Origin of the sequence: Caulobacter ginsengisoli, assembly GCF_030814835.1 — a bacterium.
Lineage (GTDB): Bacteria > Pseudomonadota > Alphaproteobacteria > Caulobacterales > Caulobacteraceae > Caulobacter > Caulobacter ginsengisoli.
The window spans coordinates 315,001-327,686 of the sequence record NZ_JAUSVS010000001.1 but is presented as its reverse complement, the minus strand read 5'-3'; the positions used below and the strand labels follow the sequence as shown (position 1 = coordinate 327,686).

Sequence of the window (12,686 nt, the reverse complement as noted above, 5' to 3'; positions counted from 1 at the left end):
TCCTCTAACCAAGCCGCGACAGGGCGGCGGCCACGTCGGCCGGTTTCTCGATGGTGATCATGTGTCCGGCCTCGGGCACCGAGACCAGTTCGGCGTTCGGCAGGGCCCGCTTCCAGGCCTGGGCGTACACCGGCGGGATCAAGCGATCGCTGTCGCCCCAGACCAGGACGGTTTTCGCCTTTACGCGATAGATCCGCCCCGACAGTCCCCGGTCGGGAATGGGGAACAGGATCCGCCCGGCCATGCCCAGCTGGCGGGCGTTCTGGACCAGGAAGGTCTGCAGAAAGCCCGGGTCCTCCATGTTCAGCCCCGAGCTCATCGCCTTCGCGCCCGCCTCGGGGTCGTGGAACAGCACCTGGGGCAGCTCGTAGGGCAGCAGCGAGAAGAGGTCGGCGATGGGGTGGTCGTCCAGCCACAGCCCCGCCGGGCAGATCAGGCCCAGCCGGCTGACGTCGCCCGGCGCCACGGCGGCCATCTCGGCGGCGATCATCCCACCCATGGAATGGCCGACCAGCACCGGGTCCTTCAGGCCCAGCGCCGCGACCACGTCCCAGTAGTGCAGGGTGATGTCGAGCATGTCGCGCAGCTCGGCGCACTCCTGACTGTCGCCATAGCCGGGCAGGAAGGGCGCGTAGACGGTGGAGGACTTCGCCAGTTCCGCCAGCAGCGGATCGGCGGCGGTCACTCCGCCCGCCCCATGCAGATAGACCAGGGCCGGCCCCGACCCGCCCGTCAGGTAGCGGACCGGCACATGCGGCGTCTCGACGGTCTTGAGTTCCATCGCTACGCCCCCACCGTTTGCGGCGCGGTCATCGGTGCGGCCGGCAACGAGCCCGGCGTCACCCGTTTCGCCAGCGGCTTGCACCAGAACCGGTCGTCGTCAGCATGCTCGGGGAACATGTTCCGCAGCTTGGGCATCACCTTCTCGGCGAACAGCCGCGTCGAATACATGCACTTGTCGGCCGGCATGTCGCCCACATGCATCAGGCAGAAGATGTTACCCACGTGGAGCCCCTTGATCAGGTCCTCCATCCGCTGGCGCACCGTCTCCGGCGATCCGGCGATGATGTGGCCCTGCTCGACCAACTCCTTCCAGGTGAGCGTCGCATAGCCGCCGCGCGGCGGGGCGTACTGCGACAGGGCGCCGGACTGGATGGTCTTGATGGTCCGGTAGCCGGGCGCATCGGCGAAGCCCGGATAGACGTGCAGGCAGCGGTTATAGAAGTAGCTGATGTGCGGCCAGTAGAGCCGCTCGGCTTCCTCGTCGGTCTCGGCCACGCAGATGGTCTGGGCGAACCCGGCCCGGTACGGCGAGGTATCGGGCGCATCCCGCTGCGCCACCCGGTCCCAATAGCCCTGCATCAACGCCTTGGCCCGCAGGTAGCCGGAGAAGCTCAGGTAGGAGTAGCTGTAGGTGTTGTCGATGCAGAAGTCGTAGGTCTCCACCGAGCCGCCGCCGGGGATGTGGACCGGCGGGTGGGGCTGCTGGATCGGCCGGGGCCAGATGTTGACGTGGCGCAGCTTGTTGTAGCGGCCGTTGAAGGCGAACGGGTCACGCTCGGTCCAGGCCCTGATGATCAGCTCATGGGCCTCCATGTATTTCTCGCGGGTCAGCGAGGGGATCTGGCCGTAGCAGTAGTTGGTGTCCATCGAGGTCCCGACCGGGAACCCCGCCACCAGCCGCCCGCCGCTGATGCAGTCCAGCATGGCGAACTCTTCCGCCACCCGCACCGGCGGGTTGTAGAGGGCGATGGAGTTGCCGAGCACGACGAGCGCCGCCTCGCTGGTGCGCCGCGCCAGGCCGGCGGCGATGATGTTGGGGCTGGGCATGATGCCGTAGCCGTTCTGGTGATGCTCATTGACCCCGATGCCGTCGAACCCGACCGTCGAGGCGTATTCGAGCAGGTCCATATAGGTGTTGTAGACCTCGTGGCTCCTGACGGGGTCGAACAGCCGCTGGTCGATATCGACCCAGACCGAGCGATGCTTCTCGCGGAAGTCCTCCGGCAGGTCGGGCCAGGGCATCAGGTTGAACCAGGTGAACTTCATCGCACCACCTCCCACGCGGCCCTCTGACGGGGCCTGGGATGAGATTAGGCGTGGGTTCGCGGCGGGGCCAGACTGACCCGACGTTAAGGGCTGCTAGTCCAGCCGATCCGGCGCCAGCCGCCTGGCCGCCTCTTCCAGCACCGCGCGCCGGATGCCGCCCAGCCGGGGCCGTCGGGCGCGCTCGACAGCGGCGTCGTAGGCCGCCTCGCCGTGCAAGGCCCGCAGATATGAGAGTTCGGTCTGCACGTCGTGCTCGAACTCTTCCTTTTTCGAGTTCCTGCCGAACAGTCCCAAAGCACCCCGCCCCCGCTTGCCTGGCCACCATAGCAAACAAAGGGTTCACCCAAAATGGGCGGCGAACGCCGTTAGGCGATTTGACGCGCCCAATTCGTGGCTTTTTCTAAAAGGCCCGTTTCAGATACGACGATTGCGGACGTCGGCGAGGATTTCCCGCGCCGCGTTATGTCCCGGCGCGCCGGTCACCCCGCCCCCAGGGTGAGTTCCCGCCCCGCACAGATACAGCCCCTTCAGCGGCGCGCGGTAGGCGCCATGCCCCAGCACTGGCCGGGCCGAGAATAGCTGGTCCAGGCTGAGCGCCCCGTGGAAGATGTCGCCGCCGACCAGGCCGAACTTGCGCTCCAGGTCCAGCGGGCTGAGCGCCACCCGGCCCAGCACCGAGGCCTTGAAGCCCGGGGCCCATTTATCGACCGTATCGATCATCAGGTCGGCCACGGTCTCGCGATGATCGTCCCAGGACCGGCCACCGCTCAGCACCGGCTGCACATGCTGGCAGAACAGGCTGGCCACGTGCTGGCCGGCCGGCGCCAGGCTGTCGTCGAGCAGCGAGGGGATCAGCATCTCGATGATCGGCTGTTTGGACCAGCCGTCCCGATGGGCGTCGATGAAGGCCCGGTCCATATAGGCCAGGCTGGGGGCCATGATGATGCCGGCGGTCAGATAGTCGCCGGGCTCGGGCAGGCAGGTGAACCTGGGCAGTTCCGACAGCGCCACGTTCATGCGGAAGGTCCCCGAGCCGCTGCGGTAGCGGGCGATCCGCTCGGCGAAGTCGGGCGGCAGGATGGCCGGGTCAATCAGCTTTTCGAAGGTCAGCTTGGGATGCAGGTTGGAGATGACCAGCCGGGCGTCCAGCCGCTCGCCGGCCTCGGTGACCACGCCGTTCGCCTTGCCGTTCTGGCTGAGGATCTCGGAAACCCCGACGCCGGTGCGGATCTCCACACCCTTCTCGCGGGCCGCCGCCGCCATGGCCTGGGTGATCGCACCCATGCCGCCGATGGCGTGGCCCCAGGCGCCCTTCTTGCCGTTCACCTCGCCGAACACGTGGTGCAGCAGCACATAGGCTGAACCGGCCGCGTAGGGGCTGGCGAAGTTGCCGACGATGCCGTCGAAGCCCAGCACTGCCTTGATCGGCTCGCTCTCGAACCAGCCGTCCAACCAGTCGCCGGCCGACTGGCTGAACAGGGCCAGCAGGTCGCGCCGCGCCGTGGTGTCGAGCTTGGAGATCTTGTTGCCGAGCACCGCGCTCTTGATGAGTTCCGGGATGGCCGAGAACAGCCCGCCCTCGACCATGTTGGGCGGCGTCTCCAGCACCAGGTCGCGCAGCACGTCGGCGATGGCGTCGAGCCGGTCGTTGTAGGCGTCCAGTCGCTCGGCGTCTTTCCTGGAGAACCGCGCCACGGCGTCCTTGGTCCGCCCCTCGCCCGTCAGCAGATAGTCGCCTTCCATGGGCAGGAAGTTGGCCGCTTTGCGCTCGACCACCTTCAGCCCGTGACGCGGCAACTCCAGGTCGGCGATGACCTTGGGATTGAGCAGCGAGACCGTATAGCTGGCCATGGAGTTGCGGAAACCGGGGAAGAACTCCTCGGTTACCGCCGCGCCGCCGACCACATCGCGTTTCTCGAGCACGGTGACCTTCAGCCCCGCCCGGGCGAGGTAGAAGGCGCAGACCAGGCCGTTGTGACCGGCCCCGATAATGATGACATCCGACATGAAGCGGCTTTCGCACGGCCCCTCGACTTCGTCCAGACGAGCCCCCACATCCCTGAGGTCAAAAGGGAGGCCCAAGATGTTCGATCACCTGTCCATGGGCGTGCGCGACCTGGCCGCCGCGCGCCGGTTCTACGACGCCTTCTTCGCTCCACTGGGCAGCGCCAACGCCTTCGCCTCGGAGGCCGAGCTGGCCTATGGCCAGAACGGTAGTCGGCAGTTCTACCTCTATCCAGTCGACGGCGAACAGGTGGCGGGCCTGGGGACTCACTTCGCCTTCACCGCCGACAGCCGCGCCGCCGTCGACGCATCCTACGCCGCGGCCATCGCCAATGGCGCGACCACCCTCCGCGCCGCCGGTCCCCACCCCGACATCGCCCCCGACTACTACGGCGCCGTGGTCCTGGACCCCGACGGCAACAAGCTGGAGATCGTCGCCGGGACCATGCATTGACGGACCAGCCTGTCCTCTACGGCGCCGCCTACAGCGTCTATGTCCGCGCCGTGCGGCTGGCGCTGGCCGAAAAGGAGGTCGCCTACCGTCTGGAGGAGGTCGATGTCTTCGCCCGGGGCGGCCCGCCGCCCGAGCACTTGGCCCGCCACCCGTTCGGCCGCATCCCAGCCTTCGAGCACGGCGCGGTCAGGCTCTACGAGGCCGCCGCCATCGAGCGCTATGTCGACGAGGCCTTCCCCGGCCCGGCCCTGCAGCCGACCGACCCCGCCGGCCGGGCGCGGATGGTCCAGGTTATCGGGATCATGGACAGCTATTTCTACCGCACCCAGGTCTGGGACATCTATGTCGAGCGCATCTCCAACCCCGCCCATGGCCGCCCGACCGACGAGGCCCGGATCGCCGCCGCCCTGCCCAAGGCGGCGACCTGCCTGAGGGCCCTGGCCGAGCGGCTGGGCGAAGACCCGTGGCTGGCCGGACCCACCCTGAGCCTCGCCGACCTGCACGCCGCCCCGATGTTCGACCTCGTCATGCGCACCCCCGAAGCGGCCGGGCTGATGGCCCCCTTGCCCAGCCTGCAGGCCTGGTGGGCGCGGATCAAGGCGCGGCCATCGATGCGTCAGACCTTGTCGGCGGACTGACATGACGCCCCTTCAAGCCGCCGCGGCCCTGGTCGCCGAGATCGCCGCCCTGCCCCGCCGCGACACCGCCTCCATCCGCGCGGTGCGCCAGGCCCGCACCAAGGCCTGGGCCAGGCAGCCGGTCGACTTCATCCTGGAGGTCGCCCGCGCCCTGGCCGCCCGCCACGCCGGCCGCTGGGTCGGCGAGGAGCTGATCCGCTTCCACAGGCCCGCCTTCGCCGCCTTCGACGACACGCTGGCCGCTGAACTGGCCCAGGGCCTGGACAGCTGGGACACGGTCGACGCCTACGCGCGCATCCTGGTCGGCCCGGCCTGGGCGCGCGGCCAGGTCTCCGACGGTCTGATCGACACCTGGTCCCGTTCGCCCGACCGCTGGCTGCGCCGGGCCGCCCTGGTCAGCACCGTCGCCCTCAACCGCCCCGCCGAGGGCGGCCGCATCGACGCGCCCCGGACGCTGGCCATCTGCGCGCGGCTGGCCGGCGACCGCGACGACATGGTCGAGAAGGCGGTGTCCTGGGCGCTGCGGGAGCTGGGCCGGCAGGATGCGGCGCCGGTTGAGGCGTTCCTGGCGGATAACATCGTGGGCGCGCGGGTGCGGCGTGAGGTCGGCAACAAGCTGCGGACGGGCCTGAAGAATCCGAAGAGCGACTAGGCCAGAAACTCCCCGATCACCTGGTACGCCCGCCGATCCTGCACCATGAAGAGGTGCCCGCCCTCAAACATCTCCAGCCTGGCGCCGGGAATCCGCTCGGCCATCCGCTCCTGTGTCTCCGGCAAGGCGATCCCGTCATACCGCCCGCCACAGATCAGGGTCGGCGCGGAAATTTCCCCCAGTCGGTCCCAGACATCGTGCAGCCGCCGCGCCTCCAGCTGTAGCCGTGCGCCCATCGCCCGGCCGGGGTCGTCGGCGTAGGGATCGTTCTGCGCCATGGCGATCAGCCCCTCCATCACCTGCGGGTGCGCCGCCTGCCAGGCGGCGTCGTGGCGGGTGTCGGAGATCGGCGTCATGAACCGCGTCCGCTCGGCCGGAGGCAGGTCCTGGACCTCGTGCAGCGGATAGCTGGCCCCGCCCGCCCCGCCCGGCGAGGTGCAGCACAGCACCAGCCGCCGGATACGCCCCGGATGGCGGACCGCCATCTGGAGCGCCACCATGCCGCCGAACGAGATGCCCATCACGGCTGCCCGGTCCCAGCCCAGCGCGTCCCGCACCCCGGCCGCGTCGTCGGCATACTGGGCCATGCTGTAGGGGCCGGGCGGCTTGTCGCTCTGACCCAGGCCCCGCTGGTCGTAGCTGGCCACGGTGTTGGTCTTGGTCAGCGGCGCGTCGAAGATATTGGGCTTGCGGCGCAGATCGCCGCCCGAACCCATGATGGCCAGCAGCGGCGGGCCCGAACCGGCCTGCTCGATCCACAGATTGAGGCCGTTCACGCGGTGCAGGCTCACGACAGATGCTCCCTGAGCGCGTCTATCAGGGCCGCCGCGTCCTGCGGGGGAATGAGAGTCAGGCCGGGCTGCGGGTCGAGGCCGCAGGCGTTGGTGGCGATGACCGGGACGCCGGCGGCCAGGGCGGCCAGCAGCCGGCGGGGGCTGTCCTCGACCACGGCCGGCTGGACGACCACGCCGACCCCGTCCAGCCAGTCGGGCCCGGCCGTCAGCGTTTCGACGCCGGACCAGAACCCGGCCCCCTCGAGCGCCGAACCGGCCAGCGCCACCTCCAGCCCCAGCGCCTGGGCCGCCTCGCGCACCACCCAGGCGCCTTTGCGGGCGGCGGTCGGACCCGGGAAGGCGATGCGGCGGCCGGCGACGGGCGTCCGGGGCGTCATGCTGGGAACCGCCCAGGGCAGCCGCACGGCCCGGCCAGGGAAGGCGGCGGCGACGGCAGCATGTGGAGTGACGATCTGATGGGCCTGGGCCAGGGCCTCGGTCTCGGCCGCCACCAGGGCGGGGTCGGCGCGGAAGTCGGTCAGGCTGGCCTGATCTGGGCCGCCGGCCCGGGCCGCTTCGTCCAGCCGGCTCTGCAGCAGGGCCATCGGCAGGCGAGTCATCAGCACGCTGAACCGCCGCCCGCCCAGCCGGCCGCCGCGCCACAGGAAGGGTAGCAGCGACTGGGCTGCCACCACCTCGATATCGTCGGGAGTCAGCAGCCGCTCCAGCGCGCGGGCGATGGCTTCAGCCCCCGCCAGCTCGGCCCGTCGCCGGGCCGGGCCCAGATGCGCCACGCGCCGCACCGCCGCCGACCGGGCCAGGGCCTGCAGCGGCGCCGAACGCGTGCGGCCCGCCGGCGCATCCCGCCAGGCATACCGCGCCAGCCGCCAGCGGCCGCCGTCCAGCGGCAGGCCCAGCAGGTCGGTCGGACCCGCTGTCTCGGCCCGCCAGGCCTGGAACTCCGGCCAGTTGTCGTCGACCAGCCAGACCCGCCGCCCCGTCCCGGCCTGATCCGAGCCAGGTTTATGGCGATGGCACGAGGTCTCGTTGCAGCTGTCGCAGGCCCGGGCGATGCGGCCCGGCGCGGCGGCGGCCGGCGTCTCCGCTTCCGGCGCAGCCCCAGGGCCGTGGAAGCGCACCACCAGCTGGGTCTCGGTCAGCCAGGTCTCGATATGCAGCGGCTGGGCATGGCGCCAGCGCAGATCGACATAGTTCCAGGCCACGGTGGCGTCCTGGCCGTGGGTCGAGGCCGAGCCCGGCACCACCTTGGAATGGCCATGCCGCTCGACGATCTCGCAGCCGGCCCGGCGGGCGACGTCATAGAGGGCGTTGGAAAGTTGACACAGCCCCCCGCCGACCGAGGGCACCAGGCAACCCTCCTGGATCATCCGCCCATCGACGAAACCCCGTCGGCGCGTGGCCTTGCCGACCTGCTTCCAGAAGCTGAACACCGTCCCCGCCGGCAGCAGCCCGCCGCCGATCGCCGCCGTCGCCCGCCGCAGGTTCTCGACCTTGCCGCGCTGGTGGCGGTGCTCGCGCGAGCGTTCCTCGGTCCACAGGTCGCTGCGCGCCTCGGCCAGCAGCCGATAGCCGGCCGGGACCGGTCCCTGGGCCAGCCGCTTCAGCCCGCTCGTCGTGTCGATCACCCCGCGCCGCAGCCGGAACACCGCCACCTTGGCCTGGAACAACGCCCCCGACAGGCGGCTCGGCCGCTCCCACCAGTCGGTGTCGGGATCGGGCGTCAGGTCGGCGGGTCTCGGGATCTGGTTCATACGCCCCCACGGCTTGGGTCCAACGATAGCTTGGCGGCTGAGCCGTCGGAACCCCTCCCGTCGAACCTCGTGGGCGGTCCGGGTGTGGGCCTACCTTCCCGTCCCATCGCGAGGCCGATGAAGTCCGGAGCGAGTGACCAAAATGCAAGACGGCGCACCCGTGAAGGCGCGCCGTCCCGTGTCCGCGAAGGCTGAAACCTACTTGCCGCCGAACTTGCGCACGTAAGCGATCGAGATGGTGTCGGAGTCGCCGCCGGCGTCCCACCACGAATGGGTGACGTCGAAGCGCACGCCGTTCTTGCCGCCTTGCGAGAACCACTGGCCGCCGACGCCGGCGGACCACATGCTGTCGCTGGCCGTGACGCTGCCGCCGCCGGCGCTGACGTCAACCTCGGCGTGGCCGTAGCCGCCGCGGACGAAGAAGTCGACATCGTCGCCGCTGGGCAGGAAGGCGACCGCATAGACGCCGTACTGGTTGCTCAGCTTCACCTGGGCGCCGCCGTAGTCTTCTTCGCTGATGCCGAAGCTGCCTTCGGCTTCGGCGCCCAGATACTGGCCGCGCACGCCGAAGCGGCCGCCCAGCGACTGCAGGTTCAGCCCGCCGGTGTTCAGCGTGTTGAAAGTCAGGTTGCCATAGGTGCTGACTTCGCCGGCGAAGGCGGGCGCAGCAACAAGCATCGCCGCGGCGGCCGCCGCGGCAAACAGAGTCTTCATAAGGATAGTCCCCCTTTAGACGGCCGAGATGGCCGTCTCGCCCCCTTTGCATGCCGCAGGTCGCGGAGCGTGTAAAGTCGGGCGCTCAACATAGCGGCGAACAAACGCCGTCATCATGCCGGGTGTTGACATGCCGGCCACATATCGCCATATGAGCATATAGCCATATAGCGATATACAAGCATGAATGCCTCCCAGACCACCATCCAGCTCGACCGTATCTTCGGCGCCCTGGCCGATTCCACCCGCCGGGCCATCCTAGACCGGGCCTATCGCGGCGAGGTGACGGTGAACGAACTGGTGGCCGGATTCGATCTGAGCCAGCCGACAATCTCCAAGCATCTCAAGGTGTTGGAGCGGGCCGGCCTGATCTCGCGCGGCCGTGAAGCCCAGTTCCGTCCGGTGCGGATCGAGGCCCCTGCCCTGGCCGGCGCCGACAGGTGGCTGGGCGCCTATCGCCGGCTCTGGGAGGACCGCCTGGGGCGGCTGGACAGAGTGGTGGAAGACTTGAAGCAACAAGGAGACGCCTGATGAGCGGTATCGATGACGACCAGGTCCGCGACCTGACCATCGTGCGGGTCTACGACGCCCCGGCCCGGCTGCTGTTCCGCGCCTGGTCCGAGCGGGATCTGCTGATGCGCTGGTTCGGGCCCGAGGGCTGGCCGGTGACGCTGTGCGAGGTCGACTTCCGGGTCGGCGGGACCTTCCGCATGGCCATGACCGGCCACAGCGGCGTCCAGAACCCACCTTTCGGCGGCAGCTATCTGGAGATCGTCCCTGGCCGCCGTATCGTTTACGACAACGGCTTCGAGATGGCCGGCGCAGAGAAGATGGTCACGACCATCACCTTCGACGAGGTCGACGGCCGCACGACGGTCACCGTCCACACCGTGTTCGGCAGCCGGCGGATGTATGTCGAGCATGTCGGGGCGGGGTTCGAGGCGGGGACCAATTCGGGGCTGGATCAGCTCGGGGACCTGGCGGTGGAGTTGCTGAGCGAAGAACGATCCTGATCTCAATTCCGCTCATCCCCGCGAAAGCGGGGATGAGCGGTATAGGGAGGGCTGTCGAAGCGGCGTATCCCTGCCCTCATGGCCCTGGCGATCATCAGCTATCCCGAGCTCGACCCGGCAGACCACACCTGGATCGAGGCCGCGCGCGCGCTCCATGACCCGCAGGCCAGGATGGTCGCCGCCCACATCACCCTGGTCTTCCCGTTCGAAGGCCTGGACGAAGCGAGCGCCGCCGGCCACGCCCAGACCATCGCCGCCGCCACGCAACCTGTCGGCTTCCGGCTCACCGCCGCCCACGCGGTCCGCGACCGTTTCTCGCCGCGCAGTCACGTCTTCCTGACGCCGGATGCGGGAGACGCTCAGATCCGCCGCCTGCACGTCGCCCTCTACAGCGGGCCCCTCGCCGCCTACCTGCGGGCCGACATCCCCTACGCCCCGCACATCACCGTCGCGGCCGCCGAGAGCTTCGAGGCAGCGGAAGCCATCGCCGCCGGCCTCGGCCCCATCGCCATCGCCGGCCGCCTGGCCGCGCTTGAGCTGGTCGGGTTCGATGGCCGCACGGTGACGCCGCTGCGGCGCTTCCCCCTGACCGCCTGAGGTTGCGGCGAGTTCACTAGGGTCCCGCCGGTCCGCCGCTATGATCGGCCCGTCACGAGGAGGGTTCCCATGCCACTGCTGGCTTCGATCCTGGCCGCCGCCGGCCTGGCCGCGCTGCCCACGCCGGCCGAGGGGCCGCAACTGCGGTTCTGTCCCGCCACGGCGGCCTGGACCTATCCGCTTGAGCCGCAGCGGGGCGTGCAGAGCCTGTTGCTGCAGAGCGTGGCCCTGGTCAATCCGGGGCCCGGGCCGTTCGAACTGCGCGGGGTCGAGATTCAGCTGCTGAGCGATGACGTGGTCAAGGAGACCCGCGTCCTGAACGCCCCGGACCTGGCCGCCATCGCCGCCAAGGCGCCGGGCGTCGTTGGCCTCAACGCCGTGCTGCCGGGCCAGTATTGCGGCGGCGCCCTGTTTGGCAAGCTGACCCCGGCCGACAGCGCGATCATCCAGCCCGGCCAGGCCCTGGTGCTGACCCAGCAGGTTTTCGCCTTGAACGGGCCGCGCGATCGCGTGCGGGTGTTGGCCTATGGCTTGAGCGCCGGCGCGCCCGCCGAGTTTATCGGCGAGCTGCCGATCCGGGCCGGGGCGGCGCGGACCGCCCTGCGGTTTCCGCTGAGCGGGACCTGGTATGTCGGCGCCAGCCCCTCGCTGCATTCCCATCACCGCTGGGCGGTGTTCGAGGAATTCGCCTATGACATCGCCCAGATGGACGCGCGCGGCCTGACCCATCGCGGCGACGGGACGGCCTTTGCCGACTACTACGCCTATGGCGCGCCAGTGCTGGCCGCCGCCGACGGCGTTGTCGTCGCCGCGCTCGATGGCGAGCCGGAGGACCTGAACGCCATGCAGCGTCCGGGCGAGCCTCCCGACGCCTACATGAAGCGCCTGATCCAGGACCAGGCCGCCCGGCTGGCCAAGGGCATGCCCGGCATCGTCGGCAACTATGTGGTCATCGACCACGGCAACGGCGAGTTTTCCCTCTACGCCCACCTGCAGCCGGGCAGCGTGGCGGTGAAGGTGGGCCAGAAGGTCAAGGCAGGCCAGCCGATCGCCAAGCTGGGCTCCTCGGGCAACTCCACCGAGCCGCACCTGCATTTCGGGGTTTGCGCGGGGCCCGATCCGCTGAACTGCGCGGCCATCCCGGCGCGGTTCGTCGGCATCGACAACGCGGCGCCGCAGACGGGGGATTTCGTGACGGCAAAGTAGAGCTCGGTCGAACCAGGTAGGGCTGGGGGCCAAACACGAAAAAGCCCGCCGGGTTTTCACCTGGCGGGCTCTTCGATCTTGGGTGCGGGAGCAGGATTTGAACCTGCGACCTTCAGGTTATGAGCCTGACGAGCTACCGGGCTGCTCCATCCCGCGGCAATGCGGTGGAAGTATCGTGAACAAGGGTCAGTCTGGACTGTATCGTTTGCATCCGTTCGGCGGACCTGGCGGCGACCTACTCTCCCGCGCCTTGAGACGAAGTACCATTGGCTCTGGAGGACTTAACGACCGAGTTCGGAATGGGATCGGGTGGGGAACCTCCGACATAGCCACCAGGTCGGCGGAACGGATGCAAATTTGAGAAGACATCATAGACTGCGAATACACAGTGCATAGTGCATGAGTTCAACTAAGAACGATCAAGCCTATCGAGCGATTAGTACCAGTAAGCTGCATGCCTCGCGGCACTTCCACACCTGGCCTATCAACGTGGTGGTCTACCACGGCTCTCAGCGAAGCCTTGTTTTGAGGTTAGTTTCCCGCTTAGATGCTTTCAGCGGTTATCTATTCCACACTTAGCTACCCTGCTGCGCGGCTGGCGCCACGACAGGTCCACCAGAGGTGTGTCCATCCCGGTCCTCTCGTACTAGGGACAGATCCTCTCAAGCTTCGTACACCCACGGCAGATAGGGACCAAACTGTCTCACGACGTTCTGAACCCAGCTCACGTACCACTTTAATCGGCGAACAGCCGAACCCTTGGGACCTGCTCCAGCCCCAGGATGTGATGAGCCGACATCGAGGTGCCAAACTT

General features: G+C 68.8%; 14 protein-coding genes, 1 tRNA gene and 2 rRNA genes (1 of these 17 running past the window's edge). 7 read left to right on the top strand and 10 right to left on the bottom strand.

The window, feature by feature from the left end:
• Positions 1 to 4 precede the first annotated feature (4 nt).
• The 4 genes from QO010_RS01545 to QO010_RS01530 form a co-directional block, all read right to left on the bottom strand.
• Positions 5 to 781, bottom strand: a complete 777-nt coding sequence (locus tag QO010_RS01545; RefSeq protein WP_307345012.1) for an alpha/beta fold hydrolase — start codon at positions 779 to 781, stop codon at positions 5 to 7.
• A 2-nt stretch (positions 782 to 783) separates the two neighbouring features.
• Positions 784 to 2,049: an LLM class flavin-dependent oxidoreductase gene (locus QO010_RS01540; RefSeq protein ID WP_307345009.1), complete on the bottom strand. Its 1,266-nt coding sequence runs from the start codon at positions 2,047 to 2,049 to the stop codon at positions 784 to 786.
• A gap of 93 nt (positions 2,050 to 2,142) precedes the next feature.
• Positions 2,143 to 2,343, bottom strand: a complete 201-nt coding sequence (locus QO010_RS01535) for a hypothetical protein (RefSeq protein WP_307345005.1) — start codon at positions 2,341 to 2,343, stop codon at positions 2,143 to 2,145.
• Positions 2,344 to 2,463: 120 nt separating this feature from the next.
• The gene (locus tag QO010_RS01530; RefSeq protein WP_307345000.1) at positions 2,464 to 4,056 is read right to left on the bottom strand and encodes a phytoene desaturase family protein; all 1,593 of its coding nucleotides are present in this window, start codon (positions 4,054 to 4,056) and stop codon (positions 2,464 to 2,466) included.
• Positions 4,057 to 4,132: 76 nt separating this feature from the next.
• Between QO010_RS01530 and QO010_RS01525 the strand changes: the two genes are divergently transcribed.
• The 3 genes from QO010_RS01525 to QO010_RS01515 are packed head-to-tail and all read left to right on the top strand — an operon-like array spanning position 4,133 to position 5,797.
• Positions 4,133 to 4,507 (top strand): VOC family protein, encoded by a 375-nt coding sequence (locus QO010_RS01525; protein ID WP_307344997.1) that lies wholly within the window; start codon positions 4,133 to 4,135, stop codon positions 4,505 to 4,507.
• Positions 4,504 to 5,145: a glutathione S-transferase family protein gene (locus QO010_RS01520; RefSeq protein WP_307344994.1), complete on the top strand. Its 642-nt coding sequence runs from the start codon at positions 4,504 to 4,506 to the stop codon at positions 5,143 to 5,145. The genes QO010_RS01525 and QO010_RS01520 overlap by 4 nt, the downstream gene beginning before the upstream one ends.
• A 1-nt stretch (position 5,146) precedes the next feature.
• Positions 5,147 to 5,797: a DNA alkylation repair protein gene (locus QO010_RS01515; RefSeq protein ID WP_307344991.1), complete on the top strand. Its 651-nt coding sequence runs from the start codon at positions 5,147 to 5,149 to the stop codon at positions 5,795 to 5,797.
• Here the strand turns inward: QO010_RS01515 and QO010_RS01510 are convergent.
• The 3 genes from QO010_RS01510 to QO010_RS01500 form a co-directional block, all read right to left on the bottom strand.
• Entirely contained in the window at positions 5,794 to 6,588 is a 795-nt protein-coding gene (locus QO010_RS01510) for an alpha/beta fold hydrolase (RefSeq protein ID WP_307344988.1), read from the bottom strand. The genes QO010_RS01515 and QO010_RS01510 overlap by 4 nt on opposite strands.
• Complete coding sequence (locus QO010_RS01505) at positions 6,585 to 8,342, bottom strand: VanW family protein (protein ID WP_307344985.1); 1,758 nt, start codon at positions 8,340 to 8,342, stop codon at positions 6,585 to 6,587. The genes QO010_RS01510 and QO010_RS01505 overlap by 4 nt, the downstream gene beginning before the upstream one ends.
• Positions 8,343 to 8,540: 198 nt before the next feature.
• Positions 8,541 to 9,056, bottom strand: coding sequence for an outer membrane beta-barrel protein (locus tag QO010_RS01500; protein ID WP_307344982.1), 516 nt, complete (start codon positions 9,054 to 9,056; stop codon positions 8,541 to 8,543).
• Positions 9,057 to 9,239: 183 nt separating this feature from the next.
• Here QO010_RS01500 and QO010_RS01495 point away from each other — a divergent pair, with 183 nt between their 5' ends.
• From QO010_RS01495 to QO010_RS01480, 4 genes are all read left to right on the top strand, one after another.
• On the top strand, positions 9,240 to 9,587 hold the full coding sequence (locus QO010_RS01495; RefSeq protein ID WP_307344980.1) for an ArsR/SmtB family transcription factor: 348 nt from the start codon (positions 9,240 to 9,242) through the stop codon (positions 9,585 to 9,587).
• Positions 9,587 to 10,069, top strand: a complete 483-nt coding sequence (locus QO010_RS01490) for an SRPBCC domain-containing protein (RefSeq protein WP_307344977.1) — start codon at positions 9,587 to 9,589, stop codon at positions 10,067 to 10,069. Before QO010_RS01495 ends, QO010_RS01490 begins: the two co-directional genes overlap by 1 nt.
• 78 nt (positions 10,070 to 10,147) lie before the next feature.
• Complete coding sequence (locus QO010_RS01485) at positions 10,148 to 10,666, top strand: 2'-5' RNA ligase family protein (protein ID WP_307344974.1); 519 nt, start codon at positions 10,148 to 10,150, stop codon at positions 10,664 to 10,666.
• Between the two features lie 69 nt (positions 10,667 to 10,735).
• Positions 10,736 to 11,872, top strand: a complete 1,137-nt coding sequence (locus QO010_RS01480) for a M23 family metallopeptidase (RefSeq protein ID WP_307344971.1) — start codon at positions 10,736 to 10,738, stop codon at positions 11,870 to 11,872.
• A 79-nt stretch (positions 11,873 to 11,951) separates the two neighbouring features.
• Here the strand turns inward: QO010_RS01480 and QO010_RS01475 are convergent.
• From QO010_RS01475 to QO010_RS01465, 3 genes are all read right to left on the bottom strand, one after another.
• Positions 11,952 to 12,028, bottom strand: a tRNA-Met gene (locus tag QO010_RS01475).
• Positions 12,029 to 12,094: 66 nt separating this feature from the next.
• A 5S ribosomal RNA gene (gene rrf, locus QO010_RS01470) occupies positions 12,095 to 12,209 on the bottom strand.
• 78 nt (positions 12,210 to 12,287) lie between these two features.
• Positions 12,288 to 12,686 (bottom strand): 23S ribosomal RNA (locus tag QO010_RS01465); it runs 2,394 nt beyond the window's last position.

What these genes read in the sequence shown, in the direction of transcription:
- QO010_RS01530 (WP_307345000.1), bottom strand. Translation starts at nt 4,056, where the DNA reads ATGTCGGATGTCATCATTATCGGGGCCGGTCACAACGGCCTGGTCTGC.
- QO010_RS01505 (WP_307344985.1), bottom strand. Translation starts at nt 8,342, where the DNA reads ATGAACCAGATCCCGAGACCCGCCGACCTGACGCCCGATCCCGACACC.
- QO010_RS01490 (WP_307344977.1), top strand. Translation starts at nt 9,587, where the DNA reads ATGAGCGGTATCGATGACGACCAGGTCCGCGACCTGACCATCGTGCGG.
- QO010_RS01485 (WP_307344974.1), top strand. Translation starts at nt 10,148, where the DNA reads ATGGCCCTGGCGATCATCAGCTATCCCGAGCTCGACCCGGCAGACCAC.
- QO010_RS01495 (WP_307344980.1), top strand. Translation starts at nt 9,240, where the DNA reads ATGAATGCCTCCCAGACCACCATCCAGCTCGACCGTATCTTCGGCGCC.
- QO010_RS01525 (WP_307344997.1), top strand. Translation starts at nt 4,133, where the DNA reads ATGTTCGATCACCTGTCCATGGGCGTGCGCGACCTGGCCGCCGCGCGC.
- QO010_RS01500 (WP_307344982.1), bottom strand. Translation starts at nt 9,056, where the DNA reads ATGAAGACTCTGTTTGCCGCGGCGGCCGCCGCGGCGATGCTTGTTGCT.
- QO010_RS01540 (WP_307345009.1), bottom strand. Translation starts at nt 2,049, where the DNA reads ATGAAGTTCACCTGGTTCAACCTGATGCCCTGGCCCGACCTGCCGGAG.
- QO010_RS01545 (WP_307345012.1), bottom strand. Translation starts at nt 781, where the DNA reads ATGGAACTCAAGACCGTCGAGACGCCGCATGTGCCGGTCCGCTACCTG.
- QO010_RS01515 (WP_307344991.1), top strand. Translation starts at nt 5,147, where the DNA reads ATGACGCCCCTTCAAGCCGCCGCGGCCCTGGTCGCCGAGATCGCCGCC.
- QO010_RS01480 (WP_307344971.1), top strand. Translation starts at nt 10,736, where the DNA reads ATGCCACTGCTGGCTTCGATCCTGGCCGCCGCCGGCCTGGCCGCGCTG.